The 26,495-nt window shown below is 67.1% G+C and carries 32 protein-coding genes; 18 read left to right on the top strand and 14 right to left on the bottom strand.

Annotated features, from left to right (window positions below):
- Window positions 1-81: 81 nt before the first annotated feature.
- Together MSZK_RS05410 and MSZK_RS32580 are read left to right on the top strand one after the other, a co-directional pair.
- Window positions 82-1,566: a sugar transferase gene (locus MSZK_RS05410; RefSeq protein ID WP_099245603.1), complete on the top strand. Its 1,485-nt coding sequence runs from the start codon at window positions 82-84 to the stop codon at window positions 1,564-1,566.
- 115 nt (window positions 1,567-1,681) lie between these two features.
- Window positions 1,682-1,840 carry a hypothetical protein gene (locus MSZK_RS32580; protein WP_199203201.1) on the top strand — a complete coding sequence of 53 codons (159 nt, stop codon included), beginning with the start codon at window positions 1,682-1,684 and terminating at the stop codon, window positions 1,838-1,840.
- 64 nt (window positions 1,841-1,904) lie between these two features.
- On the opposite strand, the gene MSZK_RS05405 is transcribed toward MSZK_RS32580, so the two are convergent.
- The gene (locus MSZK_RS05405; RefSeq protein ID WP_099245601.1) at window positions 1,905-2,939 is read right to left on the bottom strand and encodes an oxygenase MpaB family protein; all 1,035 of its coding nucleotides are present in this window, start codon (window positions 2,937-2,939) and stop codon (window positions 1,905-1,907) included.
- Between the two features lie 70 nt (window positions 2,940-3,009).
- On the opposite strand from MSZK_RS05405, the gene MSZK_RS05400 reads away from it, so the two are divergent.
- The gene (locus tag MSZK_RS05400) at window positions 3,010-3,606 is read left to right on the top strand and encodes a TetR/AcrR family transcriptional regulator (protein ID WP_099245599.1); all 597 of its coding nucleotides are present in this window, start codon (window positions 3,010-3,012) and stop codon (window positions 3,604-3,606) included.
- Here MSZK_RS05400 and MSZK_RS05395 read toward each other — a convergent pair.
- The 3 genes from MSZK_RS05395 to MSZK_RS05385 all read right to left on the bottom strand — a co-directional run bounded on the left by MSZK_RS05395 (window position 3,588) and on the right by MSZK_RS05385 (window position 5,239).
- On the bottom strand, window positions 3,588-3,953 hold the full coding sequence (locus MSZK_RS05395) for a hypothetical protein (RefSeq protein ID WP_233211127.1): 366 nt from the start codon (window positions 3,951-3,953) through the stop codon (window positions 3,588-3,590). The two genes, MSZK_RS05400 and MSZK_RS05395, sit on opposite strands and share 19 nt — an antisense overlap.
- A gap of 240 nt (window positions 3,954-4,193) precedes the next feature.
- Window positions 4,194-4,616, bottom strand: coding sequence for a hypothetical protein (locus MSZK_RS05390; RefSeq protein ID WP_233211126.1), 423 nt, complete (start codon window positions 4,614-4,616; stop codon window positions 4,194-4,196).
- A 92-nt stretch (window positions 4,617-4,708) separates the two neighbouring features.
- Window positions 4,709-5,239 (bottom strand): hypothetical protein, encoded by a 531-nt coding sequence (locus tag MSZK_RS05385; protein WP_142389872.1) that lies wholly within the window; start codon window positions 5,237-5,239, stop codon window positions 4,709-4,711.
- Window positions 5,240-5,411: 172 nt separating this feature from the next.
- Here MSZK_RS05385 and MSZK_RS05380 point away from each other — a divergent pair, with 172 nt between their 5' ends.
- From MSZK_RS05380 to phoU, 4 genes are all read left to right on the top strand, one after another.
- Complete coding sequence (locus MSZK_RS05380; RefSeq protein WP_099245591.1) at window positions 5,412-6,407, top strand: acyl-ACP desaturase; 996 nt, start codon at window positions 5,412-5,414, stop codon at window positions 6,405-6,407.
- Window positions 6,408-6,433: 26 nt separating this feature from the next.
- Window positions 6,434-7,567: a tRNA dihydrouridine synthase DusB gene (gene dusB, locus MSZK_RS05375; RefSeq protein ID WP_099245589.1), complete on the top strand. Its 1,134-nt coding sequence runs from the start codon at window positions 6,434-6,436 to the stop codon at window positions 7,565-7,567.
- Between the two features lie 236 nt (window positions 7,568-7,803).
- Entirely contained in the window at window positions 7,804-9,822 is a 2,019-nt protein-coding gene (locus MSZK_RS05370; RefSeq protein ID WP_099245587.1) for an LCP family protein, read from the top strand.
- Window positions 9,823-9,917: 95 nt separating this feature from the next.
- Window positions 9,918-10,583 carry a phosphate signaling complex protein PhoU gene (phoU, locus tag MSZK_RS05365; protein WP_099245934.1) on the top strand — a complete coding sequence of 222 codons (666 nt, stop codon included), beginning with the start codon at window positions 9,918-9,920 and terminating at the stop codon, window positions 10,581-10,583.
- A gap of 63 nt (window positions 10,584-10,646) precedes the next feature.
- Here phoU and pstB read toward each other — a convergent pair whose 3' ends face one another.
- The 6 genes from pstB to MSZK_RS05335 all read right to left on the bottom strand — a co-directional run bounded on the left by pstB (window position 10,647) and on the right by MSZK_RS05335 (window position 16,464).
- Complete coding sequence (pstB, locus tag MSZK_RS05360; protein WP_099245585.1) at window positions 10,647-11,423, bottom strand: phosphate ABC transporter ATP-binding protein PstB; 777 nt, start codon at window positions 11,421-11,423, stop codon at window positions 10,647-10,649.
- Between the two features lie 9 nt (window positions 11,424-11,432).
- On the bottom strand, window positions 11,433-12,347 hold the full coding sequence (gene pstA, locus MSZK_RS05355; protein WP_099245583.1) for a phosphate ABC transporter permease PstA: 915 nt from the start codon (window positions 12,345-12,347) through the stop codon (window positions 11,433-11,435).
- The gene (gene pstC, locus MSZK_RS05350) at window positions 12,344-13,399 is read right to left on the bottom strand and encodes a phosphate ABC transporter permease subunit PstC (protein WP_099245932.1); all 1,056 of its coding nucleotides are present in this window, start codon (window positions 13,397-13,399) and stop codon (window positions 12,344-12,346) included. The genes pstA and pstC overlap by 4 nt, the downstream gene beginning before the upstream one ends.
- 33 nt (window positions 13,400-13,432) lie before the next feature.
- Window positions 13,433-14,560, bottom strand: a complete 1,128-nt coding sequence (gene pstS, locus MSZK_RS05345; protein ID WP_099245581.1) for a phosphate ABC transporter substrate-binding protein PstS — start codon at window positions 14,558-14,560, stop codon at window positions 13,433-13,435.
- Window positions 14,561-14,707: 147 nt separating this feature from the next.
- Window positions 14,708-15,661 carry a mycothiol synthase gene (gene mshD, locus MSZK_RS05340; protein ID WP_099245579.1) on the bottom strand — a complete coding sequence of 318 codons (954 nt, stop codon included), beginning with the start codon at window positions 15,659-15,661 and terminating at the stop codon, window positions 14,708-14,710.
- Complete coding sequence (locus tag MSZK_RS05335) at window positions 15,658-16,464, bottom strand: response regulator transcription factor (protein ID WP_199203210.1); 807 nt, start codon at window positions 16,462-16,464, stop codon at window positions 15,658-15,660. Before MSZK_RS05335 ends, mshD begins: the two co-directional genes overlap by 4 nt.
- Window positions 16,465-16,648: 184 nt before the next feature.
- Between MSZK_RS05335 and lmeA the strand changes: the two genes are divergently transcribed.
- The 8 genes from lmeA (at window position 16,649) to MSZK_RS05295 (ending at window position 20,802) form a co-directional block, all read left to right on the top strand.
- Window positions 16,649-17,464, top strand: a complete 816-nt coding sequence (gene lmeA, locus MSZK_RS05330; protein WP_099245928.1) for a mannan chain length control protein LmeA — start codon at window positions 16,649-16,651, stop codon at window positions 17,462-17,464.
- Complete coding sequence (locus MSZK_RS05325; protein ID WP_099245577.1) at window positions 17,461-17,880, top strand: thioredoxin family protein; 420 nt, start codon at window positions 17,461-17,463, stop codon at window positions 17,878-17,880. The genes lmeA and MSZK_RS05325 overlap by 4 nt, the downstream gene beginning before the upstream one ends.
- Window positions 17,881-17,900: 20 nt before the next feature.
- Window positions 17,901-18,002, top strand: a complete 102-nt coding sequence (locus MSZK_RS33530) for an Ms5788A family Cys-rich leader peptide (protein ID WP_371411290.1) — start codon at window positions 17,901-17,903, stop codon at window positions 18,000-18,002.
- Between the two features lie 90 nt (window positions 18,003-18,092).
- The gene (locus MSZK_RS05320) at window positions 18,093-18,557 is read left to right on the top strand and encodes a DUF4395 domain-containing protein (RefSeq protein WP_099245575.1); all 465 of its coding nucleotides are present in this window, start codon (window positions 18,093-18,095) and stop codon (window positions 18,555-18,557) included.
- Window positions 18,558-18,591: 34 nt separating this feature from the next.
- Window positions 18,592-19,425: a sulfurtransferase gene (locus MSZK_RS05315; protein WP_099245573.1), complete on the top strand. Its 834-nt coding sequence runs from the start codon at window positions 18,592-18,594 to the stop codon at window positions 19,423-19,425.
- A gap of 2 nt (window positions 19,426-19,427) precedes the next feature.
- On the top strand, window positions 19,428-19,730 hold the full coding sequence (locus MSZK_RS05310; RefSeq protein ID WP_099245571.1) for a DUF1416 domain-containing protein: 303 nt from the start codon (window positions 19,428-19,430) through the stop codon (window positions 19,728-19,730).
- Between the two features lie 146 nt (window positions 19,731-19,876).
- Complete coding sequence (locus tag MSZK_RS05300; RefSeq protein ID WP_099245568.1) at window positions 19,877-20,524, top strand: FABP family protein; 648 nt, start codon at window positions 19,877-19,879, stop codon at window positions 20,522-20,524.
- Window positions 20,524-20,802 carry a hypothetical protein gene (locus MSZK_RS05295; RefSeq protein ID WP_099245566.1) on the top strand — a complete coding sequence of 93 codons (279 nt, stop codon included), beginning with the start codon at window positions 20,524-20,526 and terminating at the stop codon, window positions 20,800-20,802. The genes MSZK_RS05300 and MSZK_RS05295 overlap by 1 nt, the downstream gene beginning before the upstream one ends.
- Before the next feature lie 130 nt (window positions 20,803-20,932).
- On the opposite strand, the gene MSZK_RS05290 is transcribed toward MSZK_RS05295, so the two are convergent.
- Window positions 20,933-21,541, bottom strand: a complete 609-nt coding sequence (locus tag MSZK_RS05290) for a hypothetical protein (RefSeq protein ID WP_142389871.1) — start codon at window positions 21,539-21,541, stop codon at window positions 20,933-20,935.
- A gap of 381 nt (window positions 21,542-21,922) precedes the next feature.
- On the bottom strand, window positions 21,923-22,786 hold the full coding sequence (locus MSZK_RS05285) for an aminodeoxychorismate lyase (RefSeq protein ID WP_099245926.1): 864 nt from the start codon (window positions 22,784-22,786) through the stop codon (window positions 21,923-21,925).
- 56 nt (window positions 22,787-22,842) lie between these two features.
- Here MSZK_RS05285 and MSZK_RS05280 point away from each other — a divergent pair, with 56 nt between their 5' ends.
- Window positions 22,843-23,934, top strand: coding sequence for a folate-binding protein YgfZ (locus tag MSZK_RS05280; protein ID WP_099245562.1), 1,092 nt, complete (start codon window positions 22,843-22,845; stop codon window positions 23,932-23,934).
- A 137-nt stretch (window positions 23,935-24,071) separates the two neighbouring features.
- Window positions 24,072-24,257 carry a DUF3073 domain-containing protein gene (locus MSZK_RS05275; protein WP_099245560.1) on the top strand — a complete coding sequence of 62 codons (186 nt, stop codon included), beginning with the start codon at window positions 24,072-24,074 and terminating at the stop codon, window positions 24,255-24,257.
- 13 nt (window positions 24,258-24,270) lie between these two features.
- On the opposite strand, the gene purM is transcribed toward MSZK_RS05275, so the two are convergent.
- Entirely contained in the window at window positions 24,271-25,341 is a 1,071-nt protein-coding gene (gene purM, locus MSZK_RS05270; protein WP_099245558.1) for a phosphoribosylformylglycinamidine cyclo-ligase, read from the bottom strand.
- A 47-nt stretch (window positions 25,342-25,388) separates the two neighbouring features.
- The gene (locus MSZK_RS05265; protein WP_199203200.1) at window positions 25,389-26,006 is read right to left on the bottom strand and encodes a DUF2461 domain-containing protein; all 618 of its coding nucleotides are present in this window, start codon (window positions 26,004-26,006) and stop codon (window positions 25,389-25,391) included.
- A 29-nt stretch (window positions 26,007-26,035) separates the two neighbouring features.
- Between MSZK_RS05265 and MSZK_RS05260 the strand changes: the two genes are divergently transcribed.
- Window positions 26,036-26,470, top strand: coding sequence for a cupin domain-containing protein (locus MSZK_RS05260; protein WP_099245555.1), 435 nt, complete (start codon window positions 26,036-26,038; stop codon window positions 26,468-26,470).
- Window positions 26,471-26,495 lie beyond the last annotated feature (25 nt).

Here is a 26,495-nt window from a genome sequence, read left to right as displayed (position 1 = left end):
ACGCGGGGGAATGCATGTCTCGACAGGTAGGCAGATCGGGTAGCCTCCGGCATGTGATTCGGTCGGTGAAGTGAGCGGATCATGGCTTTACGGATCCTCCACGCTGACAGTTCGACGGCCGCGCCGGTAGGTGGTGAGACGCTGCCCGCGCCGCGCAAGACCTTTGCCGAGCGCATCCGCACCGACCCGTTGAGCACGATCGTCACCGTCTCGATCGACGTCCTTTCGGCCTCGGTGGCCACCGTCGTCGGCGTGCGGTGGGCGATGTCGACGCACGAATACCCGCCCCAGATCTGGCTGGCCACTCTGTACGTACCGGTCGTGATCGTCATGCTCGCCTTACGAGGGGTCTACCGGCGTCGTCTCAAGCGGGAATTCCTGGACGAGATCGGCCCGATCGAGACGACGGTGGCCCTCGCCTCCATGTTCCTGCTCAGTGCCATGCTGGTCGCGCACGAGACCGGGCGCCCTGGTTCGGCCGTGCTCAAGATCTGGATCTCGGCGGCCGTGCTGATGCCGTTCGGGCGGCTGGTGCGGGTGATCATCCAACGAAGCCTGCGGCGCAACCATCACCTGGTCGCGCCGACCCTGATCGTCGGCAACGGCCGGGTGGCCGGGCACATCATCAGCCGTCTGGAGGAATCTCCGGAGTATGGCCTGGAACCGGTCGGGATCGTCGACGCCGAGCCCTGGTTCGGCCAACCCGGTGACCCGCGGCCGGACCTGCCCTACCTGGGTCCGCCGGACAACATCGAGCAGGCTATCCGCCTGACCGGCGCCCAGAACGTCGTCATCGCGTTCTCCCGCACCCAGGATCAGGTACTCACCCAGGTTGTGCGGGCCGCCCACCGCAACGGCTTGCGAGTCTGGGTGGTGCCACGCATGTTCGACACGATCGGTGAGCGAGCCCGCATCGAGCACGTCGGCGGCACGCCACTGCTGGCGCTGCCGCATACCGATCCGCGCGGCTGGCAGTTCGCCGTCAAGCACATCTTCGACCGGGTGACGGCCACCCTCCTGCTGGTGCTGATCTCACCGGTGTTCCTCACGCTGGCACTACTGGTCAAACTGAGTTCTCCGGGACCGATCTTCTTCAGTCAGCCGCGCGTGGGCCGTGACGGACGGGTGTTCGGCTGCCTGAAGTTCCGGACCATGCGGGAGGCCGAACCATCGGAGACCGGATTCGAGCTCAAGACCGGAGCCGCACCCGGCGGCGTCGAAGGCGTCGACCGGCGCACCAAGATCGGCAAGGTCCTGCGCGCCACCTCACTGGACGAACTGCCACAGCTCGTCAACGTGCTGAAGGGCGAGATGAGCCTGGTGGGTCCGCGCCCGGAGCGACCGGAGTTCGTCGAACTGTTCGAGGCCCAGATCCAGCGCTACGGCGAGCGTCACCGCGTGCGGGCCGGGGTGACCGGCTGGGCCCAGGTGCACGGGCTGCGAGGGCAGACCTCGATTGCCGACCGCGCCGAGTGGGACAACTACTACATCGAGAACTGGTCGCTGGCACTGGATCTGAAGATCCTGGCGCTGACCATCCCGGCTGTGCTGCGCCGAGCCGAATAAAGCTTCGATAACAACGCGGTTAGCGCACGTGTGAGAAATACCCCGTGCGGGTACTGGTTCAGTTAACGCATCGGGGAGCGTGCAGTCCCGATCCACGCGCGCCGCAGGAGTAGACATGAGTCACCCCTTACTCACATCGACCGACGTGATCCGCCATGCCATCGCCGAGCAGGTTCGCCGGATCGGCGGCAGCGACGAGGACATCGACGACATCGCGTTCGCCGCGTCATATGCCGTGATGTGTTGGGGTTTCACTGCAACACAGAGTATTTGACGACTGCGTCAAGGTCGTGAGCAAGAATCCCGAGTCGCGAGCTTGCTAACCGGACGTAGCCGGCTTATGCAGACGGCGTACGACCTGCCGGGCAGGCCCCACCCAGATAGTGGATCCCCTTGTCGCGGTGATCAATCGGGGGCAGATTGCGCTCCGGCGTGTGCACCAGCGGCGCATCGGCGGCGATCCTGCCGGTGGCGCGGTCCCAGCCGGCCCGGGCCCGCGGATGCATCCGGCGGCGCGGGGGTACCAGCTTGAAGGCGAGATTGACCGCGCGGCCGAACAGCCAGTGCAACCGCTCGTCACGCTTCGACCAGGAATAGCCCATCAGATCGCGGATCGGTTGATCGTAGAGCCCGACGGTCACCCACACCGCGAACGGGCCGAGAATCTTCAGGTAGGCCGACCACAGGAAGTCCGGAACCCATTGCAGCGAAGGATGTTTCGGCATCGTCGACAAATCGAGGACCTGCCGGGTGGCCCAGTTGTTCTCCAGCACATTTCGGCACATGTGGTCCCAGTAGACGCAGAACTCCTCCCAGCTGCCCGGCACCGGTCGCATGCTCATGCCGTACATCCGATACCAGGTGACGTGCTCGTCGAACAGCTGCCGCTTCTGCGCCTCGGTCAGGCCGCCCCCGAAGTGCTCGGCGGTCAGCACCGTGCCCATGAAAAACGTTGCGTGCGCCCAATAGAACACGTCCGGGTTGAGTGCGCTATACCGACGCCCTTGGGCGTCAACGCCTTTGATCGGGATGTGGTAGTCGCGAACCTCGGCGCCGGTCATCGGCGCGCGTTCGCCGTCGAAGACCACACCGCCGATCGGATACAGCGAGCGCAGCAGGCGCGGGAGGCGCTCCATGAAGAAGATCGAGTGCTGCTCGACCGCGGCGCCGAGTTGGGGGTGCATGTTCTGCATCGAGCCGGCCCACGGCCCCTGCAGCAGTCCGCGCCAGTCGCCGAAGTACTTCCAGGTCAGCGAGTCCGGACCGAGCACCTCGGGCGGGGCGTCATACGTCCCCGCGGTGACCGGGCAACCGGCGGCCGGCGCGGCGCCCTCGCTGGTGGCGGGGCACGACTCGGACGTATCTTGACTCAACTGAGGACCTTCCCGAAGGCATGCGGCGTATTTTGACTACACGCGTTGTCATTACGAGCTTAGGAGCCATGTGACGTCGGGTCAACGACGGGGCCGCTGGTCGGGCGTCCCTCTTCCGGACCGCCAGGCGCTGCGCCGCGACGAACTCGTCGCCGCCGGGGTCACCCTGCTCGGCGGCGCGGGCGGGCCGGCATTGACGGTCCGCGCGGTCTGCAAGCACGCGGGCCTGACCGAGCGGTACTTCTACGAGAGCTTCTCCGACCGGGACGAGTTCGTCCGAGCCGTCTACGACGATGTGTGCAACCGGGCCATGACCACGCTGATGTCGGCGAGCACACCACGCGAAGCGGTGGAGAGGTTCGTGGCGCTCATGGTCGACGACCCGGTGCGCGGGCGGGTCTTGCTGCTGGGACCCCAAGTCGAAGCCGTGCTCACCCACTCCGGGGCGGAATGGATGCCCAGCTTCATCGAACTACTTCAGAGCAAGCTGACCGCGATCACCGATCCGGTGCGGCAGAAGATGATGGCCACCGGCCTGATCGGGGCGTTGACGGCCCTGTTCACCGCCTACCTGGACGGCCGGCTGGCGGCTTCCCGGGAGCAGTTCATCGACTACTGCGTGGAGTTGCTGCTCACCCGCGTGGCGAGCTATCCGCCGGCGACCTGACCAGCTTCACCGGGAACGTTGCCCGTCTCGAGCAGCTCGTCGGATTCGCTCTGCTGCGCCTTGGCCTGCGCCTCGGCGAGCTGCTCCTCGTAGTCAGAGCGCGCCTGGCGGCCCTCGGGGCTGCCGACCGAGTTACCCGGCACCCCGGCGGTGGCGAACGTGTTGTTGCAGTTCAGGTACAGCAGCACCCGGTTGCCCGGATTCGTGCCACTGGAGTCCAGGAAGTCGGCATTGCGCGATCCGGTGACGATGCACTGGTCGGTCGGCAGGAAGGTGCCGACGCGGGTGGCAATGGTCGACGACATTCCGCTGTCGCTGATCGCCTGAGCGGCGTCGGCGTAGGTCATGCCCGCGTATTCATTGGTCGCTGAGGCCGTACCCGATCCAAACATCACCGCCCATGCAGCAGCAGCACCAACAGCGCCAATCCCTACGGCCAACTGCTTCTTCACGTCTGCGACCTCCGAGGATGTGCGTTGCCTGTGTATTTGCGTACCGGACACTGGTGGTGTCAGTGCGCAAATGCTACTCCAGTTCCACGTGCCCCGCAGGCCCAAGGCGTACACGCACTCCGAACCTCCAGAGGGCTAACGCGGGGCGGTCTGGCCAGGCTGTCCGGGTACCACGCCGGCCTGGAGCAACTCGTCACCTTGGTTCTGCTGCTCCTGGGCCTGCTGCTGCGCCTGCTGGTCTTGCGCCGTCTGCTCCCCTTGAGGGGGCGCAACCGGCCCCGCCGGGGCGAAGTCGGCGTTGCAGTTCAGGTCCAGCATGATCCGACCGCCCGGATTGTTGCCGCTGGAGTCCAAGAAGCTTGCCATTCTGGAGCCAGTGACCCGGCATTGAGACGTCGGCAGCTGGCCGCCGACGACGGTCGCAATCGTCTCGGTCATCCCGGCCTGCGTAATCGCCTGTGTCGCATCGGCATACGTTTGGCCGACATACTCGTTGTCGGCGGATGCGATGCCGGGAAAACCCAGCGCTGTTGCCGTACCCACGGCGGCGAGGCTCAACAGGATCGCCTTATTCATAGTCGCTGGCCTTCCTCATCGAAGGGAATGGCGTTCGATTCCGCAGCGGAAAACGAACGCCTGCCGACTACCCGTTAGACCAAGCCCGCCAGGTAGTTCACCAACTCCTTGGAGCACATGCTGTACCTGTTGCAGAAATCAGAGCAGCTCTGGGCCGAGGCCGCATTCTTGCCGCACGCCGGGGTCTTACCCTTCGCCAGCGCATCGGCCGTGTTCGAGTTCAGCTTGTCGGCCTGGACCTGGATTTTTTTGCCGAGCTTGCCCTGCGGCGTCATCACCGAGTTGCCCGGCTTGCCGGGCGCAGCGACATTGTTGTTGCAGTTCAGATCCAGCATGACGGTGGCCTTGTGGGCGACCCGTCCGCTGCTGTTGCGGGTGATCGGCCGGTAGGAGTTGACGACCACGCAGTCGTCAGTCGGGAGTTGGCTTCCGATAATCGTCGCGATGACGGGAGTGATGCCCATGCTCTGCAGGCGCTCGGCGGCCTTCGCGTACGTCTTGCCTTCGTACGATCCTGAACCCCATGCCACGCCGAAACCAAGCAAACCCATGGTCGCGACCACTCCGACAATCACGGCAAGGCCGGCGCGAACGAATCGATACATGGTCCCCCCACATTCATTCGGCTTATCGCGGCCCCCAAAGACTCGCGGGAAAAGCATACCGCGCGACGGAGGTCACCGACAGCGGACGACTCGCCCGGGACGGAACTTGAATGTCACCGGGATACACAGATATATTGAGTGCAACCACGAGGAACAGATAACTGGAGGGCTCATGTCGAAAGACTTGACCGACCTAGATCTCCTGCGCGAGCTGGAACCGGTTGCGGAGAAGCTCATCAACCGCCACATGACGATGATGAAGGACTGGAACCCGCACGATTACATCCCGTGGTCCGAGGGCAAGAACTACTACGCCCTCGGCGGCCAGGACTGGGATCCCGAGCAGTCCAAGCTCTCCGAGGTCGCCCGCACGGCGCTGGTGCAGAACCTGCTGACCGAGGACAACCTGCCCGCCTATCACCGCGAGATCGCGATGAACTTCTCGATGGACGGCCCCTGGGGCTACTGGGTCAACCGGTGGACCGCCGAGGAGAACCGGCACGGCATCTCCATCCGCGATTACCTGGTGGTCACCCGCAACTGCGATCCGGTCGAGCTCGAAGAGCTGCGGATGGAGCAGATGACCCGAGGCTTCTCGCCCGGCCAGAACCAGCAGGGCGACCTGTTCGCCGAGAGCCTGTTCGACTCCGTGATGTACGTCAGCTTCCAGGAGCTGGCCACCAGGGTGTCGCATCGCAACACCGGCAAGGCCTGCAACGACCCGGTCGCCGAGCAGCTGCTGGCCAGGATCTCCAACGACGAGAACCTGCACATGATCTTCTACCGCGACGTCAGTGAGGCCGGCTTCGACGTGGCGCCCAACCAGGCGATGAAGTCGCTGCACCGGGTGCTCAAGAACTTCAAGATGCCCGGCTACACCGTGCCCGACTTCCGCCGCAAGGCCGTCGTCATCGCCATGGGCGGCGTCTACGACCCGCGCATCCACCTCGACGACGTCGTGATGCCGGTGCTGAAGAAGTGGCGCATCTTCGAACGCGAGGACTTCACCGGCGAAGCCGCCGAGATGCGTGACGACCTGGCCATGCTGATCAAGGAACTCGAAGACACCTGCGACAAGTTCGAAGAGGCCAAGGCGCGCAAGCTCGAACGCGACGCCCGGCTCGCCGAGAAGCGCAGCGCCAAGGCACTGGCGGGGGCGGCGACATAGTCGGCACCGCACCAGCTTTCACCGGGCTGCGGATCGGGCCCTTCGCCCTCCGCAGCCCGGTTGTCTTGGCACCCATGGCCGGCGTCACCAACGTCGCCTTCCGCACTCTGTGCCGCGAACTCGAGCAGGCCCGGGCCGGAACGGTCAGCGGCCTCTACGTCTGCGAGATGGTGACGGCCCGCGCGCTCGTCGAGCGCCACCCGGTCACGATGCACATGACGACGTTCGCCCCCGACGAATCGCCCCGCTCGCTGCAGCTGTACACCGTGGACCCGGCCACCACCTACGACGCGGCCCGGATGATCGTCACAGAGGACCTCGCCGATCACATCGACATGAACTTCGGCTGCCCGGTGCCCAAAGTCACCCGCCGCGGCGGCGGGGCGGCGCTGCCCTACAAACGGCGCCTCTTCGGGCAGATCGTCGCCGCCGCCGTGCGAGCCACCGAAGGCACCTCGGTGCCGGTGACGGTCAAGTTCCGGATCGGGATCGACGACGCCCATCGCACCCACCTGGACGCCGGCCGGATCGCCGAGCAGGAAGGCGCCGCGGCGGTGGCGCTGCATGCGCGCACCGCCGCCCAGCGCTATTCGGGCACCGCCGACTGGGAGCAGATCGCCCGCCTCAAGGAGGCGGTGACGACGATCCCGGTGCTGGGCAACGGCGACATCTTCGAGGCCGACGACGCCATCGCGATGATGGCCGCGACCGGGTGTGACGGAGTCGTCATCGGCCGCGGCTGCCTGGGCCGGCCGTGGCTGTTCGCCGAACTGTCCGCCGCCTTTACCGGCTCCCCCGTCCCGACCCCGCCGACCCTCGGCGAGGTCGCCGACATCGTCCGCCGCCACGGTGAGCTGCTGGCCGACCACTTCGGCGAGGACAAGGGCATGCGCGACATCCGCAAGCACGTCGCCTGGTACCTCCACGGCTTTCCTGCCGGAGCCGATCTGCGGCGAGCATTGGCGCTGGTCAAGACCCGCGCTGAGCTCGACAGCCTGCTCGACCAGCTCGACCGGGACGTCCCGTTTCCCAAGGCCGCGACCGGCCCCCGCGGGCGGCAGGGATCCGCGTCGTCGGTCACCTTGCCGGAGGGCTGGCTCGACGACCCGGACGACTGCACGGTGCCGACAGGCGCCGACGTGATGAATTCCGGAGGTTGAAACCGAGACGGTCTCGACATCGTCGCGAGCTAGCGGTCGCGACGCTTGTCTCAGTACGATGGTGATCTTGTTGTGCAGACCGCGCTCAGGTGGCGGACCACCACCGAGTGCTGCTACAAGACATAGGACGCTTGACACGGCCGCGCATCGGCGCCCGGCCGAGGTGACGTAGACAACCGCACCGGGATTGACAAGCGCGACGACGCGCAAGGCCCTGAGTCGGAGGCGACTGGAACATGAGTGATGGCGGCAACGCCACTCCTGGCCAGCACCGCGTCCCCGACGACGGCGAACAGGTGAGCCGGGCACCCCGCCCGGCCGCGGGAGCCGCGCCGTGGGAGCGCGCACCGGCCGCGCACCGCGCCCCGGAGGCGTCCACCCCGAGCGGCAACCACACCCAGGGCGTCACCGTCGCCGATCTGATCGCCAAGATCTCCGGCTCCACCCCCGCGGTCGAACCCACCCGCCATCGCGCCGACGTAACGCCGACGGACGACTCCGAGGCCCCCGCCGACTTCGACGAGTCCGCCGACCTGACCGTGCCCATCCCGGTGGTCGCTGCCTACGCCGACGAAGTGCCCGATCTCGAGGCGCTCAACCGGGCCCGCGGCCCGCTGGCCGCAAACCCGAGCCCTGCCGCACTGCACACCAGCGCACCGGCGGCCAAGAAAAAGAAGACAAAGACCAGGGCGCGTAAGCCCGTACTGCTGGCCGGTCGATCTGCCGCAGCGCTGTTCGCGGTGTCGGCCCTGGTGCTGACCGGTGGCGCCTGGCAGTGGCAGTCGACAAAGAACGATCTGCTGCGCAACGTCGCCGCCCTGGATCCCAACTCGCGCGACATCGTCGACCCCAACGCCCAGTTCGGTGACGAGAACTTTCTGATCGTCGGCGTCGACACCCGTACCGGGGCCAACGGGGAGATCGGCGCAGGCACCACCGAGGACGCCGACGGCGCGCGCTCGGACACCGTGATGCTGGTCAACGTTCCCGCCGATCGCAAGCGCGTCGTCGTGGTGTCCTTCCCCCGCGACCTCGCGATCACCCCGGCGTACTGCCAGGCCTGGGATGCCGACACCGGCAAGTACGGCCCGGTCGTGGACAAGAACACCGGCGAGACCAGCGACGACTACCGCTACACCGAAACCAAGTTGAACTCGGCGTACGCCTACGGCGGCCCGAAATGCCTGGTGAAGGTCATCCAGAAGATGTCGGGACTGTCGATCAACCGCTTCATGGCCGTCGACTTCGCCGGATTCTCGAAGATGGTCGACGCCCTCGGCGGGGTGGACGTCTGCAGCACCACACCGCTGGAGGACTACGAGCTGGGGACGGTGCTGGCCAGCGCCGGTCATCAGACGCTCGACGGGCACACCGCGCTGAACTACGTCCGCGCCCGCCAGGTGACCACCGAGGTCAACGGTGATTACGGCCGGATCAAACGACAGCAGCTGTTCCTGTCCTCGCTGCTGCGGTCCATCATCTCCAAAGACACCCTGTTCAGCCTCAGCAAGCTCAACAACGTGGTCAACATGTTCATCGACGACACCTACGTGGACAACGTCCGCACCAAGGACCTCGTCGACCTCGGGCAGTCGCTGCAGGGTGTCAACGCCGGCCGCATCACCTTCGTCACCGTCCCCACCACCGGGATCACCGACTCCGACGGCAACGAGCAGCCCCGCACCGAGGACATCCGGGCGTTGTTCGATGCGATCATCAACGACGATCCGCTGCCGGGCGAGAACGACACCAACGCGACGACCAGCCCGATGATCGCCGCGCAGAAGACCCTGCAGGCCGCCAAGCCGAGCCCGGACGACCAGACCACGCAGACCGAATTGGTCAACGCGGTCACCACCGACCCGCAGGACATCAGTGTGCAGGTGTCCAATGCCACCGGACAGGACGGGCTGGCCGCCACGGCCGCCGCGGCCTTGCGCCAGCACGGATTCCGCGTGCTGGACCCCGATGACTTCACCGGCACCGTCACCGCCACCACGGTGATGTTCTCGGCGGGCAACGAACAGGCGGCCGCCACCGTCGCCGCGGCGTTCCCCGGCGCGAAGATGGAGCGGGTGGACGGCCAGAAGAACACCGTCCAGGTGGTGCTCGGGCCCGACTTCAGCACCGTCGGGGCGCCGCCGCCGAGCGGATCCACGGTCAGCGTGCACGTGAGTCACAACGCCAGGAGCACACCCACCCAGCTGCCCGAAGATCTCACGGTCACCAACGCCGCGGACGTCACCTGCGAGTAGGCCCGCCGGCGCGTCGCGGGCGTCTGCTTTCATTCACCGTTCGTTCACCCCGCCTCGGCATACTGGGCCTGCGTTCAGAAAGTAGGGTGGAGGCCATGCGCACCGCGTACCACGAGCAACTCGATGCTCTGACCCACCAGCTGGCCGAGATGTGCCGGATGGCCGGGCTTGCGATGGAACGGGCGACCCAGTCGCTGCTGCAGGCCGACCTCGTGCTCGCCGAGCAGGTGATCACCGACCACGAACAGATCTCCGGGGCCAGCGCCCGCGCCGAGGAGGCGGCGTTCGTGCTGCTGGCCCTGCAGGCACCGGTGGCCGGCGATCTGCGGGCGATCGTCAGCTCGATCCAGATCGTCGCCGACGTGGACCGGATGGGAGCCTTGGCGCTGCACGTCGCCAAGATCGCCCGCCGCCGCCATCCGCAGCACACGCTGCCCGAAGAAGTGAACGGCTATTTCGCCGAAATGGGTCGTGTCGCAGTCGAATTGGGTAACAGCGCCCGCGAGGTCCTGCTGTCGCGCGACCCCGAGAAGGCCCGCAGCATCCGCGAAGAAGACGACGCGATGGACGACCTGCACCGGCATCTGTTCACGGTGCTGATGGACCGCGAATGGAAGCACGGCGTTGCCGCGGCGGTGGACGTCACGCTGCTCGGCCGGTTCTACGAGCGCTTCGCCGACCACGCCGTCGAGATCTCCCGCCGGGTGATCTTCCAGGTGACCGGCCGGCTGCCTGAAGAGGAAGAGATTCCGACCTACTGAGCCTGCACCGAAAAAGGGGCTGCCGCGCGATGCGCGGCAGCCCCTTTTCGATGTGGGATCGGCTTAACCGAAGCGGCCGGAGATGTAGTCCTCGGTGGCCTTCTGGCTCGGGTTGGAGAAGATCTTCTCGGTGTCGTCGATCTCCACCAGGCGGCCCGGCTTGCCGGTGGCCTCCAGGTTGAAGAACGCCGTCTGATCGCTGACCCGGGCGGCCTGCTGCATGTTGTGGGTGACGATCACGATGGTGAACTCCTGCTTGAGCTCACCGATCAGATCCTCGATGGCCAGCGTGGAGATCGGGTCCAGCGCCGAGCACGGCTCGTCCATCAGCAGCACATCAGGCTGCACGGCGATCGCGCGGGCGATGCACAGCCGCTGCTGCTGTCCACCGGACAGACCGCCACCGGGCTTGTCGAGCCGGTCCTTGACCTCGTTCCACAGGTTGGCGCCCTTCAGCGAGCGCTCACAGGTCTCGTCGAGAACCTTCTTGTTACGCACACCCTGCAACTTCAGGCCGGCCACGACATTGTCGCGAATCGACATGGTGGGAAACGGATTCGGCCGCTGGAAGACCATGCCGATGGTCTTGCGCACACCAACCGGGTCGACACCGGAGCCGTAGATGTCCTCGCCGTCGAGCAGCACCGAACCCTCGACCCTGGCACCCGGGATGACCTCGTGCATGCGGTTGAGCGTGCGAAGCACGGTGGACTTGCCGCAGCCCGACGGGCCGATGAACGCGGTCACGTTACGCGGCGGCACCGCCAACGACACGTCGGCGACGGCGTGGAACGAGCCGTAATAGATGTTGACGTCTTTGAGATCAAGCCGCTTGGCCATCGAGGTCTCCTAAACCTTTTTGGGGGCAAAGAATTTGGCGACGAAGCGCGCGCCGATATTGAGGATCGCGATCAGCACGATCAGGGTCAGTGCCGCGCCCCAAAGCCGATCGGTGGGAACGGGATTGGCACCCGCACCAGCAGATGTCTGGTCGTACATCATGCCGGGCAGCGATCCCATGAAGCCGCTGAACATGTCGAAGTTCATCGCCTGCGAATAGCCGACCAGGATCAGCAGCGGTGCGGTCTCGCCCATCACGCGGGCCAGGGCCAGCATCACGCCGGTGACGATGCCCGACAAGGCGGTCGGAATGACAATCCGGGCAATGGTTTTCCACTTCGGCACACCGAGCGCGTAGCTGGCCTCACGCAGGTCCATCGGAACGATCCGCAGCATCTCCTCGGTGGAACGCACGATGACTGGGATCATCAGCAGCACCAACGCCAGTGACACCGCGAACCCCGAGCGCGGAAAGCCAAGGGTGGCGACCCACAGGGCGTAGATGAACAACGCCGCGACGATCGACGGCACACCGGTGAGGATGTCGACCATGAATGTGGTCAGCTTGCCCAGTCGGGTGCCGCCGCCGTACTCGACGAGATAGATGCCGACGAATACGCCGATCGGGATCGAGATCACCGCGCAGAACAGTCCTTGCAGCACGGTTCCGACCAGGGCGTGGTAAACACCGCCGCCGGCCATGAAAGCCGTCATGCCGGCCTGCGAGTTGGTCCACCAGGTGCTGTCGAGCACGATGCCGATGCCCTTGGTGATCACCGAGAACAGCACCCAGATCAGCGGTACCACCGCGATCACCACCGACAACGTCACCAGCACGGTGGCGGTGTTGTTGGTCAGCTTCCGCCGCAGGCTCACCGCCTGGAACGCGGGCGCTTTGACCGGCTTGTCCAGCGTCGAGGTCATCGGGCACCCCTTCCGGCCACCGCGGCGCGGGCCGCCGAGTTGACCACGAACGTCAGGATGAACAGCACCAGGCCGGCGGCGATGTAGGCGCCCGCCTTGTACTGGTCATTGAATTCCGAAGCGGCCGAGGCGATCTTGCTGGCGAAGGTGTAACCGGCGTCGAACAGCGACCAGCCGAACGCCTTCTGGGTGCCGCGCAGGATGATCAGTAGCGCGATCGTCTCACCCAGCGCGCGGCCGAGGCCGAGCATCGCACCGCTGATGTAGCCGGACAACCCGAACGGCAACACCGTGGTACGGACCACTTCCCAGCGGGTGGCGCCCAGCGCCAGCGCCGCCTCGATCTGGCCGCGCGGCGTCTGGACGAACACCTCACGCGCGACCGCGGTGATGATCGGCAGGATCATCACCGCGAGCACGATTCCGGCGGTGAAGATCGTGCCGCCGCCCGCCACCGAGGCATTGCCAGTGTCGAAAAGGAAGATCCAGCTCAGATTGGCGTTGAGCCACAACGCAATCGGCTTGAGAACCGGGGCCAGGACATACAGGCCCCACACGCCGTAGATGATCGACGGCACCGCCGCCAGCAGGTCGACCATGTAGCCAAGCGGCCCCGCCACCCGGCGCGGCGCGTACTGGGTCAAAAAGATCGCGATACCGAGCGCGACCGGCATCGCCAGCACGAGTGCGAACAGCGAAACGAAGACGGTCACCTGAAGCAGGTCCAGGATCCCGAACTTCATGTGGGCGGTATCGGTGGTGACCCAGTTGCCGCCGTAGGTGAAGAAGTTGACGTCGTTGCGGCCCAGGGCCGGGACCGCACGCCAGACGAGGAACAGGCCGATTGCGGCAATCAGCGCGATGACGAGAATGCCGGAACCTTCGGACAACCCGCGGAAGATCCGGTCACCGATCCGCACCTTGGCATGTGCGGACGGGTTCGTCGGCACCGCAGGTTTCTTCGGCGCAGGCTCGGCGATGACCTCGCCCGATCCGGCGTCTGCTGGATTAGGTGTCGTCACGTCTACCCCGTCGCTCACTGATCTCTCCATCGTCACCGCAATCGACCTGCCTCGCCAGCGCTGTTAGGAAATCGCGTTGACGGCGGTCAGCAACCGCTGCTTGAACGCGTCAGGCAGCGGGACGTAACCGGCCGCAGCCAAGCCCGCCTGGCCGTCGTTGGCGGCCACCGTCAGGAACGACTTGACCGCCGCGGAGGTGTCGGCGTCGTAACCCTTGGAGCAGACGATCTCGTAGGTCGCCAGCATCAGCGGGTAGGCGCCCGCTGCCTTGGTGGCGTACAGCGAGTTCAGGTCCAACACCAGATCGTTGCCGTCGTTGGCGAACTTCGCCGAGTCGATGGCGACCTTGGCGGAGTCGTCGGTCAGCGCGACCGGCCCGCTGCCGGTGTCGATTTCGGCCATCGACAGCTTGGCCTGGTCGGCGAAGCCCTTCTCGACGTAGCCGATGGCACCCGGGGTGGCCTGCACGGCCTGCACCACGCCGGCCGACTTCTGGGCACCCTCACCGGCACCGCCCTGGAACTCCTTGCCCGCGCCCTTGGTCCAGCTCTCCGGGGCCGCGGCGCCCAGGTACTTCTGGAAGTTGTCGGTGGTGCCCGAGGAATCCGAGCGGTAGATCGGCGTGATCTTCTGGTCGGGCAGCGAGACGCCGCTGTTCAACGCGGCGATCGCCGGATCGTTCCAGTTGCTGATGGCGCCGGTGAAGATCTTGGCCAGCACATCGGCGTTCACGGCGAGCTTGTCGACGCCCGGCAGGTTGTAGCCCAGCGCGACGGGGCCGAAGACCAACGGCAGGTTCCAAGCCGGATTGCCACTGCAACGCTTGGCAGCCTCATCGGGCTGATCCTTGGACAGCGGCGAGTCGGAGCCGGCGAAGTCGACCTGGCCTGCAATGAACTGGGTGACGCCGGCACCGGAGCCCGTCGGGTTGTACGAGAGGTTCTTGCCCGGGCACTTCTGGCCCCACACCTGGTTGAACACCGCGATGGCGTTCTGCTGAGCGGTCGAGCCCTCGGCGGTCACCGCGTTCTTGCCACCGCAGTCGGCCGACGCACTGGACGAGCCGGACGCGCTGGTCGACGACGCCGTTCCGGCGTTGTTGTCGCTGCCGCAGGCGGTGAGCGTCAGGCCGGTGATGGCCGTCGCTGACGCAGTCACGAGGAACGCCTTGCCAAACCTGTTCAGATTCACCTATCCCACTTTCTCCGTTGCCGTGTTCGCCCCGGTAGGGCGCATGCACCACCCCGGAAGTTAGGCGTTCGGGGTGGACGGAACCCACCCGGAATATGAACGAGAGGTGAACAGGTTGGTGAACGGCGCATTGCGGAAGGCCGCTAACTAGCTGTGACCGCCCCCAGGCGGGATACCGGCCGACGACGAGGGCCGATACGCGGTGTCGACGCTGGATACCGCAAATCCCAGCCGGTCATAGGTGGTGCGCGCGGCGGTGTTGTCGCCTTCGACGTACAGCATGACCTCGGGCTGATCGTGGGACGCCAGCCGCCGGGCCAGGTGCTGCAGGCCGATGACAGTCAGCGCGCGCCCCAGCCCCCGCCCCTGCGCGGCGGGGTCGACGCCGACGACATAGACCTCGCCGAGCCCGGGGTGGTCGGCGTGCACCTTGGTCCAGTGGAAACCGAGGAGCGCACCGCTGTCGTCGTCAACGGCCAGGAACAAGCCCGCCGGATCGAACCAGGGTTCGGCGAGACGCTCGTCGAGGTCGGCCTGTACCCAGCCGCCCTGCTCGGGATGCCACGCGAACGCCGCGTTGTTGACCCGCAGCAGCTCGGCGTCGTCGGTCGCACCCCGATAGGTGCGGATCTCGATCCCGTCGCCCACCGCGGGCTCGGGCACATCGTGCAGCGACCGGCGCATCTCCATCAGTTCCCGGACCACGGTCGTGCCGAGGGCCTGTGCGGCAGCTTGTGCCGCGGGAAGGGTGCCGTGCGCCCAGAACCGGACCGCGCCGCCCGCGGCATCGGTGGCGGTGCGAACCAACGCTGAGCCGATCCCGCGCCGACGGGCTTGCGGTTGGACGACGAGTTCTCCCATCGCATCAGCGCCGTCGCGCCCGGGGGTCAGGTTGAGATAGCCCACCACGTCCGCGCCTTCCGCGGCGACGAGATGCCGGCTGCGGTCACGCTCATCGGGCTCGGCGGCCCGCCGGAGCTCGCGTAGCACCTGCTCGCCCACTGGGGCGATCCCGTCGGATCGGGTGGCCGCGTCGATCAGGTCGCGCACCTGATCCTGTTCGGCCTGGGTGAGGGCCGTCCGCCACTGCGGCTCCGTCACTGACTGCGCAGCGGCTGGGACATCGAGCCCGATCGCACCGCCATCGAATCCGAGATCACGTCCTCGCCGTCGTCGAAGGCGTCCTCGTCGTCGTCCTCGCTGAACTCGGGCTCGGCGGCCGGCGGGCGGCCGCGGGCCGGGCGGACCGCCTTGTAGCCCACGTTGCGGACGGTGCCGATCAGAGATTCGTATTCGGGGCCGAGTTTGGCGCGCAGTCGCCGAACGTGCACGTCGACGGTGCGGGTGCCGCCGAAGAAGTCGTACCCCCACACCTCTTGCAGCAGCTGGGCGCGGGTGAACACCCGGCCTGCGTGCTGCGCGAGATATTTGAGCAGCTCGAACTCCTTATAGGTGAGGTCGAGCGGACGGCCCCGAAGCCGTGCGGTGTAGGTGCCCTCGTCGATGACCAGCTCACCAAGGCTTACCTTGCCCGCACTCTCCTGGCTGGTCATGCCGCCACGGCGGCCGACCAGCAGGCGCAACCGGGCGTCGATCTCGGCAGGCCCGGTACTGGGCAGCAGGATCTCGTCGAGACCCCAGTCCATGTTGACGGCCACCAGGCCGCCCTCGTTGACGACGGCCACCACGGGCACCGAGGTGCCGGTGGTTCCGAGCAGTCGGCACAACCCGCGGGCGGCGGCCAAATCGGTACGTGCGTCGACGATCGCCACATCCGCGGTGCCGGCTTCCAGCAGCGACGACACCTCGGTCGGGGCCGACCGGACGGTGTGCGCCAACAGCGCCAGCGACGGCAGCACCGATTCCGGGTGCGGGTCGACTGTGAGAAGCAGCAGGTCCAACAGACTCTCCAATGCCCTGGATACTCATCTCGACAGCGTCGTCGCGGTGACCCACCAGACTCATGGGCGACATATGGCCGTTACCGACCATGGGTCATCTAACTTTAACCCGCCACCTGCTATTTAGCCGATCCGAACGGTTCAGCCCGCAATCCCGGGGGTGCGCGGCGGTGGCCGCGAGCGGGGCGTGGGCCAGAATGTGCTGGTGCGAAAGCTGCTGATCACGCTGAGTGCCGCGGTCCTCGCCGTGCTCGTCGGGGCGGTCGGCGCCGACTTCGGGGCCACCATCTTCGCCGAGTATCGCTTGGCCCGCACCGTGCGCTCGGTTGCCGGGCTGTCGTTCGACCCGTCGGTGGCGATCCTGGGCTTTCCGTTCATCCGGCAGGCCGTCGACCACCACTACGACGAGATCGAAATCAAGGTCAACGGGGCGGATCACCCGGTGGTGGGCCGGGCTTCGCTGGAGGCCACCATGCACAACATCGACCTCACCGAGGCGTCGTGGTTGATCAGGCCGCAGGCGAACCTGCCGGTCGGCAAGCTGGAGAGCCGGATCATCATCGACTCCGGCCACCTGGGCCGGTTCATGGGGATCAAGGATCTGATGGTGGAAGCCCCCTCGAAGGAGAGCAACGACGCCACCGGCGGCACCACCGAGTCCGGTATTTCGGGCAGCAAGGGACTGGTGTTCACCGGAACGCCGACCAAGGCGGGCTTCGACAAGCGCGTCAGCGTCGCGGTCGACCTGTCCGTCGCGGGCGAGGATCAGACCACGCTGGTGTTCACCGCCACCGACGTCCAGACCGGTCCCGGGACCGCCGACCAGGCGGTACCCGACGATCGCAGGGCCGCGGTGCTGGCGGCCTTCAGCGGCAGCCTGCCCGACCAGAAGCTGCCCTTCGGGGTGCGGCCGACCACCGAAGGTGCGCGCGGGTCGGACGTCATCATCGAAGGCATCGCCGAGGGAGTAACGGTCCGCCTGGACGGGTTCACACAATCATGACCACGGGACTGCTCACCGCGATCGTCGCCATCGCCGCCGCTCTGGGCGTGGCCGGGGTGGCCGGCTTTCTGCACAGCCGCCGTTCGGGGGTGCTGCGCGACGCCGAACCGGCCGACCTCGACGTCAGTGACCTGGGCTTGTCCCGCACCGGACCGACGATTGTGCATTTCAGCGCGGTGTGGTGCGGACCGTGCGCGGCGGTGCGGCGAGTGGTCAACCAGACTTGCGCCGACATGCGTGAGGTAGCTCACGTCGAGATCGATATGGACGCCAATCCGGGTGCCGCGCGCAAACTTTCGGTCATGTCGCTGCCGACCACGTTCATCTTCGACGCCGACGGCCGGCAGCGATACCGCACCGCGGGTGTTCCCAAGGCCGCTGACCTGCGTTCCGCGCTCGAACCTCTGTTGGCCTGAGACCGCAGTCATTGGGTAGCATGTCTGGCGTGTCGACCCGCCTGGAGCTCTCGCTCACCAAGCGCCGCGCAGTTGATCTGTGCCGCGTCGCGGGTTGTTGCTGTTGTTGCTGTAGCTGCTGAGTAGCCGCGCCTTTCTTCGCGCCGCCACTCTGGAGCGGCCGTTTCGCGGCCTGCCTCCGTCCAGCCCCACCCCGCAACAGGAGTAGATGCATGTCGACCACCACCACCTCACCGGCCCAGGTGGACGTTCGCGGGCCCCGCTTCGCGGCCTGGATCACCACCGTGGTGCTGATCGCGGTGCTCGCGATCTCCGGGTTCAGCACGACCGCCGCGGCGGTGCTGCTTGCGTTGCAGGGCGTCGTGTTCGCCATCGGCGCGTGGCGTGGCCCACGCCAGCACCCCTACGGGCTGATCTTCGCCAACCTGGTGGCCCCGCGCCTGAGCCCGGTGTCGGAACGCGAACCCGTACCGCCGTTGAAGTTCGCCCAGCTGGTGGGCTTGGTGTTCGCCGCTGTCGGCCTCGCCGGGTTCGTCCTCGGGGCGTCGCTGGTCGGTGTGATCGCCACCGCCTTCGCCCTGTTCGCCGCTTTCCTCAACGCAGCCTTCGGTATCTGCCTCGGCTGCCAGCTCTACCCGCTCGCGGCCCGGCTACGTCACGCCCCGGCCACCACCTAAGGCTTCACGACACTTAACCGAAAGGAACCACTTCATGGCACGCTCCGACGTCCTGGTCTCCACCGACTGGGCCGAGAGCAATCTCGATGCGCCGAACACGGTCTTCGTCGAGGTCGACGAGGACACCTCGGCTTACGAAGGCGGTCACATCGCCGGCGCCGTCCGGCTGGACTGGAAGACCGAGCTTCAGGACCAGGTCAAGCGTGACTTCGTCGACCAGCAGCAGTTCTCGAAGTTGTTGTCCGACAAGGGAATCAGCAACGACGACACCGTGATCCTGTACGGCGGCAACAACAACTGGTTCGCCGCCTACGCGTACTGGTATTTCAAGCTGTACGGGCACGAGAACGTCAAGCTGCTCGACGGTGGCCGCAAGAAATGGGAACTCGACGGCCGGCCCCTGGTGACCGACGTGCCGGCCCGTCCCTCGACGTCGTACGTGGCCGCCGCGCCCGACACCACCATCCGCGCGTTCCGCGACGAGGTGATCGCCGCGATCGGCACCAAGAACCTGGTGGATGTCCGCTCCCCCGACGAGTTCTCGGGCAAGATCCTCGCGCCGGCGCATCTGCCGCAGGAGCAGAGCCAGCGGCCCGGGCATATCCCCGGTGCCATCAACGTTCCGTGGAGCAAGGCTGCCAACGAGGACGGCACCTTCAAGTCCGACGAGGACCTGGCCGCGCTGTATGAGGCGGCCGGCTTGGACGGCGAGAAGGAGACCATCGCCTACTGCCGCATCGGTGAGCGCTCGTCGCACACCTGGTTCGTGCTGCAGGAACTGTTGGGGCACAAGAACGTCAAGAACTACGACGGCAGTTGGACCGAATACGGCTCCCTGGTGGGGGCCCCGATCGAGTTGGGAAGTTGATCATGTGCTCTGCACCTAAACAAGGACAGACCCTGCCCGCCGGCGTCGACCTGGAGAAGGAGACCGTGATCACCGGGCGCGTGGTCGACGACTCAGGTCAGACCGTGGCCGGTGCGTTCGTGCGCCTGCTGGACTCCAGCGACGAGTTCACCGCCGAGGTGGTGGCGTCGGCGACCGGCGATTTCCGGTTCTTCGCGGCACCGGGCACCTGGACGGTGCGCGCGCTGTCCAAGGTGGGCAACGGTGACGCCACCGTGGCACCGTCGGGCGCGGGCATTCACGAAGTCGACATCAAGGTCGCGTGACGACGGTGGCTCGGGCGGTGCGTCCGCCCGAGCCCCGGATAGACTGAGCACGTGGTTCTGTTTTACGAGATCCTTTTGGTCGCAACCGTCGTACTGATCACCTGGTTCGCGTTGTACGCGCTGTACCGACTGATCACCGACGAGTCGTGAGTTCCGACGACATCCACGGCAGCGGCGATCGCGCGGTAGCCGCGGCCGCCGAGCGGGCCAAAGAGACGGCCGGCCGCAACATCCCGGTGTTCGACGACCTGCCGCTGCCTGCCGACACCGCCAACCTGCGTCTGGGCGCAAATCTGCACGACGCGCTGCTGGCCTTGTTGCCGCTGGTCGGGGTGTGGCGCGGCGAGGGTGAGGGCCGCGGGCCGCACGGCGACTACCGGTTCGGCCAGCAGATCATCGTCTCCCACGACGGCGGCGACTATCTCAACTGGGATGCCCGGTCGTGGCGCCTCGACGAGGGCGGCAACTACCACTCCCCCGGACTGCGCGAGACCGGCTTCTGGCGGTTCGTCACCGACCCGGCCGATCCGGGCGAATCGCAGGCCATCGAACTGTTGCTGGCCCACTCGGCCGGCTACATCGAACTGTTCTACGGCCAGCCGCGCACGCAATCGTCGTGGGAGCTCGTCACCGACGCGCTCGCGCGCAGCAAGTCCGGTGTGCTCGTCGGCGGGGCCAAGCGTCTCTACGGCATCGTGGAGGGCGGTGATCTGGCCTACGTCGAGGAACGTGTCGACGCCGACGGGGGCCTGGTCCCGCATCTGTCCGCGCGGCTGACGCGCTACGTCGGCTGATGCGCGGCCTATTTCTCGGGGCCGCCGCGGCGGCCGCGGTCCTCGCGGGGTGTACGCCGACACCGACACCGTCCCAGCCGACGGCGATCAGTCCCGCGCCGAGCAGCACCGGCAGCGCCCCGTCCGAGCATGGATCGCTGGCGCAGTGCCTGCACGACCACGGCGTTCCCGATTCGGCAGGAGGCGCCGTGCTGGGCCCGCCGGCCGGCGTCGACCCCGGGGTGTGGGAGTCGGCCCGCAAGGCGTGCTCGCCGCTGGAGCCGGGCCCGGCCGGCTAGGTCGCCGACCCGTCACCCGGCGCAGAAACCGCTGAGATCTGTCAAAACCTGTTCGGCAGAGCCTGATTCGAGGGTCCGGCCGCCATCGAGGAAGCACACCATGCCGGCGTTGGGCAGGGCGGCATCGCTGCTACTTCAGGGACAGAACGGTCTTGTTGATGGCACACCGGACCTCGTCGCGGTCCCGCGCAGGCAGCCTGAACTTCGGGTTCTGTTTGTGCATGGCCATCGCGTCCTGATAGAGCTGGAAACACGACTTCGGCGAGTCGGGGGAGGCAACCGAGGGCTGCGCATCCGCCGCCGCCCACACGGTCAGGCCGGCGCCCGCCAACCCCAGCAGCAATGGCACCACGACCCATTTGACGTAGCGAAGTGCGCGTCCCGACTTGGCTACGGCGTCGCCCGACCCCGTCGATCTCGAAACATCCGCCGACTCAGCGCGTCGCAATACGACGGCATACAAGATCAGAAAGACACCGATGAGCAAACTCGTCGCCAGCAGCGCGGCACCGAAAGCTCCCGAAGTTTTGGCGCTGATAACGCTGGTCCCCAGCCTCACCGCGATCCAAATACTCAAAGCGCAGACGAACACACCCAGCACGATCGGAAAGATCGATAAACCACCACGAGGCGGTCGATCGTCCGGCACGTCCGTGCGGACTGCGGTATCGGCACTGTCTTCGATATCGGTCCCGGCGTGTAGCCCCCCGCCGTTTCCCGTCTCCCCATGGGTTTGCATTCTGAAAATGGTATGGGCTTGCCGGTGTCATATCAGAAAAATGCACATTGTCGGCGCTACTCACAGTCACCCCACAGCAAGGCGGGAATTGACGCGCGGCGAAATTCAATTCGGCGCGGAACTGACAAACGTCGGCACCGGAAAATGGGGCGGCCCCCGAGCCGGTATTCCTTGGCAGGACTCACCAAGAGCTCGGGGGCCGGGTAGCTGCCTGGGATTCGCCAGCGCGCGCAGGGCGCAGGTGATTCCCGGCACCTGGTGCTGCTAGCGGGCAGCCACCTCACATGTCCTAGAAGCTATCAATTTTCCGGACCACCTCCTTCCCTGTGTACGGCCGACCGTACCCGCGTCACCGACCGCGCGCCAACAGGTTTTCGCTTTTCAGCGATCGCTGACGATTGCGGCGTCGACCAGCGCGGAAACCTCGGCAGCCAGTCGGTTCACCGGCAACCGCCGACCGTCGACGGTGTGCACCCGGGCCGCCAGCGTCATGCTGGACACCAGCCAAACCCCCTGCGCGTCAAACAAATCCGCGGGACGAAGTGCCCGGTAGTCACAGTCGTAACCCTTGTCGCGGGCCACCGTGAACAACGCCTGCTGGGTGGTTCCGCGCAGAATCGGATACCACGGCGGCGGGGTGAGAAAGCAGGTGCCACCGGAACCGTCGTCGGTGGCGACCACGACCGTCGAGCGGGGACCCTCGAGCAGGAAGCCGTCGGAGCTGACGAAGATGACGTCGCCGGCGCCCTGCGCGGCCGCGTGCCGCAGCGCGGCCATGTTCACCGCATAGGACAACGTCTTGGCGCCGGCCACCAGCCAGGGCATCGCGTCCACCCCGCTCGCCGGCAGCCCGCGGTCGAGCATCACCGCGGCCACGCCGTCGCGGCGGGTGGTGGCGATCCGGTCCGGGACGGGATTCACCGTCAGGTAGGCGGTGGGCGCCGTCCCACTCTCCCGGCCACGGCTGTACACCAGGCGCAGGGCCCCTTCGCCGGTGGACAGCGCGGCCCACTGCCCGACCGCGATCCCGATCGCCTGCCGCCAGGCGGCAAGATCCGGCTCGGGCAGGTCCATCATCTTGGCCGACTGGACCAGCCGGTAGAGGTGGGCTTCGACCAGGCAGGCGCGGCCGTCGCGGACCAGCAGCGTCTCGAACACGCCGTCGCCGCGCACGGCGGCCAGATCGTCGGCGAACAGCAGCGGACGGCTGGGATCGTGCACCTGTCCGTCGAGCGTGACGAGCACCGATGACTGGCCAACCATGGAGTCACAGCGTACTGGCCGGCCCGTAGAGTTGATGTGTGTCAGCCGTTCCCACCCCGGACAGTTCCCCCGACGCCGGTGCGATCTGGCATTACGGCGACCCGCTCGGCGAACAGCGCGCCGCCGCCCACGACGCGGTGGTGGTGGACCGGTCCAACCGCGCCGTGATCGCGGTGACCGGAGCCGACCGGCGCAGCTGGCTGCACTCGATCTCGACGCAGCATGTCAGCGAATTGCCCGACGGCACGTCCACCGACAACCTCAGCCTCGACGGGCAGGGCCGTGTCGAGGATCACTGGGTGCAGACGGAGCTCGGCGGAGTCACCTATCTGGACACCGAGCCGTGGCGTGGGGAGCCGCTGCTGACCTATCTGCGCAAGATGGTGTTCTGGGCCGATGTCACGATCGACACCGCCGATCTGGCCGTGCTCTCGCTGCTGGGCCCGCGGCTGGCCGACGCCGCCGTGCTCGGTGCCCTCGGTATCGCCGGGTTGCCGGCCGAATCGGCGGCCGTGCCGCTGCCCGACGCCGGTTTCGTGCGTCGGGTGCCGGCCGAGGCGGGCCAGATCGAACTGGACCTGCTGGTGCCACGCGCCGATGTCGCGGCGTGGTTGTCGCAGCTGGAGGCCGCCGGAGTGCGCCGGGCCGGATTGTGGGCCTACGAGGCCTACCGGGTCGCCGCGCAGCGACCACGGCTGGGGGTGGACACCGACGAACGCACGATCCCACACGAGGTGGGCTGGATCGGTGGTCCCGGGCACGGGGCCGTACATCTGGACAAGGGCTGCTATCGCGGCCAGGAGACCGTGGCCCGCGTCCACAACCTGGGAAAGCCGCCCCGGATGCTGGTGCTGGTGCACCTCGACGGGTCCGGTGAGCGCCCGGCCACGGGTGATCCGCTGCTGGCCGCCGGGCGTGTCGTGGGGCGGCTCGGGACGGTCGTCGATCACGTCGACCTGGGGCCGATCGCCTTGGCCCTGGTGAAGCGGGGCATTCCCGCCGAAACCCCGCTGACCACGGGCGGCGACCACGAGGTGGCCGCCGAGATCGACCCGGATTCGCTGCCGCCCGCCGATGCGGCGGGTGCCGGCCGGCTGGCGGTCGAGCGCCTGCGGCGCGGCGCAGTGTGACGTTCACCCACCGGCGAACGGGCCTGCCAGCACATCGCAGTCGGGCACGGTAAGGTGTTGGCAGGACAATAACGAACACACAGATCGGAGCCGCCTGCATCCCGGGCCGCTCCGTTATTGCGCGAGGGGGTTCCCCCATGGGCCGCGGCCGGGCAAAGGCAAAGCAGACCAAGGTTGCTCGGGAGCTGAAATATAGCTCCCCGCAGACCGATTTCGACCGGCTCCAGCAAGAGCTGTCAGGGTCGGACTCGAGAGAGCCTGACTCCGTCGACAACGGGTTCGATGACGACCCGTGGGCCGACGAGGGCAGCTGGCGGCGCTGAGCGCCGCACCCCTTCAGAAGCGTGGGTGCTGTCCCACGAGCTTGGCTCGTGGGCCGTCCTTCCCTTTGGTGACAGTGCCCAGTGTCCAGCAGTTCAGGTGGCGTGCAGTCAGAATCGCCAGCGCGCGGTCGGTGTCCTCCGGCGCGACGACGGCGACCATGCCGACGCCCATGTTGAACGTCTTCTCCATTTCGGCACGGTCGATGCGGCCACGTTGCTGGATCATCGCGAATACCGGTGCGGGAGTCCAGGTTCCGCGGTCGAGTTCGGCGACCAAGCCGTGCGGCACGACCCGCTCGAGGTTGCCGGCCAGCCCGCCGCCGGTGACGTGGCAGAAGGTGCGGACTTGGGTCTCGGCGGCCAGTGCCAGGCAGTCCTTGGCGTAGATGCGCGTGGGCTCGAGCAGTTCCTCGCCGAGCGTGCGGCCGAATTCCTCGACATGGCCGGCCAGGTTCATCCGGTCGATCTCCAGCAGCACCTTGCGGGCCAGTGAATAGCCGTTGGAGTGCAGACCCGAGGAGCCCATCGCGATGATCACGTCGCCGGGCCGAACCCGCTCGGGTCCGAGCACGTCGTCGGCCTCGACCACGCCCACGCCGGTGGCGGAGATGTCGTAGTGGTCGGGTTCCATCAGCCCCGGGTGTTCTGCGGTCTCCCCGCCCAGCAACGCGCAGCCGGCGGCCACGCAGCCTTCGGCAATGCCCGCGACGATCGCGGCGACCCGGTCCGGGACGGTGCGTCCGACGGCGATGTAGTCCTGCAGGAACAGCGGCTCGGCACCGCACACCACGAGGTCGTCCACCACCATCGCGACCAGGTCCAGGCCGACGGTGTCGTGCTTGTCCATCGCCTGGGCCACCGCCAGCTTGGTCCCGACCCCGTCTGTCGACGCGGCCAGTAATGGCTCCCGATAGCCGCCCCGCAGGGCGAACAGCCCGGCGAAACCGCCCAGGCCGCCTCGCACCTCGGGCCTGGTGGCCCGTTTCGCCAGCGGCTTGAACAGCTCGACCGCGCGGTCACCGGCCTCGATGTCCACCCCGGCCGATGCGTAGGAGATGTGGTTGTCGTCCTCGCGCTCCGTCATCGGGCATAAGGCTACCGGTCCCCGAGCGCCGCCGGTACGGGCCATGGTCAGCCGACGTTGCGGGCCAGCCAGTCGCGCAGTGGTGTCCCGGCCCGCAAGGCGGTGACGACCCGGTCCTTGGCCTTGGCGGTGCCCAGCCAGGCGCCGACGGGCCAGGTCTTCATCATCGCGATGCCCTTGTGGCGCAGCAGGTCGATGCGCGGGTGGTCTTTCGGAAAGCCCCTCGGCGCGGTCTTGAGGATCTCGTGGGCCATCGTGTCGTAGCCGTCGGCGTGCAGCGCCGCGACGATCGCGGCGAGCTCGGCCCCGGACTTCGGGGCGTCGACGGCCGCCCGGTACCGGGCCAAGGCGGCCGGCTCGGGCATGTACAGGCCGCTGCCGACGGACAGCCCGTCCGCCGAGAACGACACGTAGCCCGAGCCGAGCCGGGCCGCGCAGTTCGTCTTGTACGGCGCCTTATCGGCGCTGAACCGCACGTCGCGGTGGGGCCGGAACAGCGTGCCCGCGCCGAACTCGTCGGCCAGTTCGGCCAGCAACTCCTGCATCGGTGCCTTCACCTGGCCGTCGTAGACCGCCTTGTGGCGAGTCCAGTACACCTTGGAGTTGTCGGCCTCGAGCCCCTCGTAGAATTCGACCGCCTCGATCGGCCATCCCCGAAACGCCATGCCGACATTGTGTGACACGCTGGTCTCTCATGAAACCGTTGCAGTCGGTGGCGGCGGCACTATCCGCCGCGTCGAGCATGACACTGCTGGCCCCCGGGTCGGCGGCAGCGACGCCGAACGCCGGGATCGAGGCGACCACCATGGTGCAGTCCACGCTCGACGGCAGGGACTTCGTCACGCGTGAGCTCACTATCGCCCCGGGCGGCACCACGGGCTGGCACTATCACCCCGGACAGGTGTTCGGGCTGGTCAAGCAGGGCACGCTGACCCACTACAACGGCGACTGCTCGGTCGACGGCGTCTACAACGCCGGCGACCCCATCGCCGAGGGCAGCGGCGCCGGTTACGTGCACGAAGGCCGTAACGAGGGCCCCACACCGGTGGTGATGTGGGTGCTCTACATCAAACCCGCGGGCAGCCCGCTGGCCGTGGACATGCCCAATCCGGGTTGCCCTTTCGAATAAGTGGCAATCCCTCCGGGGCGTCCGC

Origin of the sequence: Mycobacterium sp. shizuoka-1 (assembly GCF_002723835.1) — a bacterium.
GTDB lineage: Bacteria > Actinomycetota > Actinomycetes > Mycobacteriales > Mycobacteriaceae > Mycobacterium.
This window is presented reverse-complemented; position numbering and strand designations above follow the sequence as displayed.

Coding starts and splice junctions, on each gene's coding strand:
- MSZK_RS33530 (WP_371411290.1), top strand. CDS start 17,901: ATGTCTGGCGTGTCGACCCGCCTGGAGCTCTCGCTCACCAAGCGCCGC.
- MSZK_RS05380 (WP_099245591.1), top strand. CDS start 5,412: ATGTCGAAAGACTTGACCGACCTAGATCTCCTGCGCGAGCTGGAACCG.
- MSZK_RS05260 (WP_099245555.1), top strand. CDS start 26,036: ATGAAACCGTTGCAGTCGGTGGCGGCGGCACTATCCGCCGCGTCGAGC.
- MSZK_RS05395 (WP_233211127.1), bottom strand. CDS start 3,953: ATGACCTACGCCGACGCCGCTCAGGCGATCAGCGACAGCGGAATGTCG.
- MSZK_RS05370 (WP_099245587.1), top strand. CDS start 7,804: ATGAGTGATGGCGGCAACGCCACTCCTGGCCAGCACCGCGTCCCCGAC.
- phoU (WP_099245934.1), top strand. CDS start 9,918: ATGCGCACCGCGTACCACGAGCAACTCGATGCTCTGACCCACCAGCTG.
- MSZK_RS05385 (WP_142389872.1), bottom strand. CDS start 5,239: ATGTATCGATTCGTTCGCGCCGGCCTTGCCGTGATTGTCGGAGTGGTC.
- MSZK_RS05290 (WP_142389871.1), bottom strand. CDS start 21,541: ATGCAAACCCATGGGGAGACGGGAAACGGCGGGGGGCTACACGCCGGG.
- pstC (WP_099245932.1), bottom strand. CDS start 13,399: ATGGAGAGATCAGTGAGCGACGGGGTAGACGTGACGACACCTAATCCA.
- pstA (WP_099245583.1), bottom strand. CDS start 12,347: ATGACCTCGACGCTGGACAAGCCGGTCAAAGCGCCCGCGTTCCAGGCG.
- MSZK_RS05320 (WP_099245575.1), top strand. CDS start 18,093: ATGTCGACCACCACCACCTCACCGGCCCAGGTGGACGTTCGCGGGCCC.
- MSZK_RS05325 (WP_099245577.1), top strand. CDS start 17,461: ATGACCACGGGACTGCTCACCGCGATCGTCGCCATCGCCGCCGCTCTG.
- MSZK_RS05265 (WP_199203200.1), bottom strand. CDS start 26,006: ATGGCGTTTCGGGGATGGCCGATCGAGGCGGTCGAATTCTACGAGGGG.
- MSZK_RS05310 (WP_099245571.1), top strand. CDS start 19,428: ATGTGCTCTGCACCTAAACAAGGACAGACCCTGCCCGCCGGCGTCGAC.
- MSZK_RS05315 (WP_099245573.1), top strand. CDS start 18,592: ATGGCACGCTCCGACGTCCTGGTCTCCACCGACTGGGCCGAGAGCAAT.
- MSZK_RS05295 (WP_099245566.1), top strand. CDS start 20,524: ATGCGCGGCCTATTTCTCGGGGCCGCCGCGGCGGCCGCGGTCCTCGCG.
- pstB (WP_099245585.1), bottom strand. CDS start 11,423: ATGGCCAAGCGGCTTGATCTCAAAGACGTCAACATCTATTACGGCTCG.
- MSZK_RS05275 (WP_099245560.1), top strand. CDS start 24,072: ATGGGCCGCGGCCGGGCAAAGGCAAAGCAGACCAAGGTTGCTCGGGAG.
- purM (WP_099245558.1), bottom strand. CDS start 25,341: ATGACGGAGCGCGAGGACGACAACCACATCTCCTACGCATCGGCCGGG.
- MSZK_RS32580 (WP_199203201.1), top strand. CDS start 1,682: ATGAGTCACCCCTTACTCACATCGACCGACGTGATCCGCCATGCCATC.
- MSZK_RS05410 (WP_099245603.1), top strand. CDS start 82: ATGGCTTTACGGATCCTCCACGCTGACAGTTCGACGGCCGCGCCGGTA.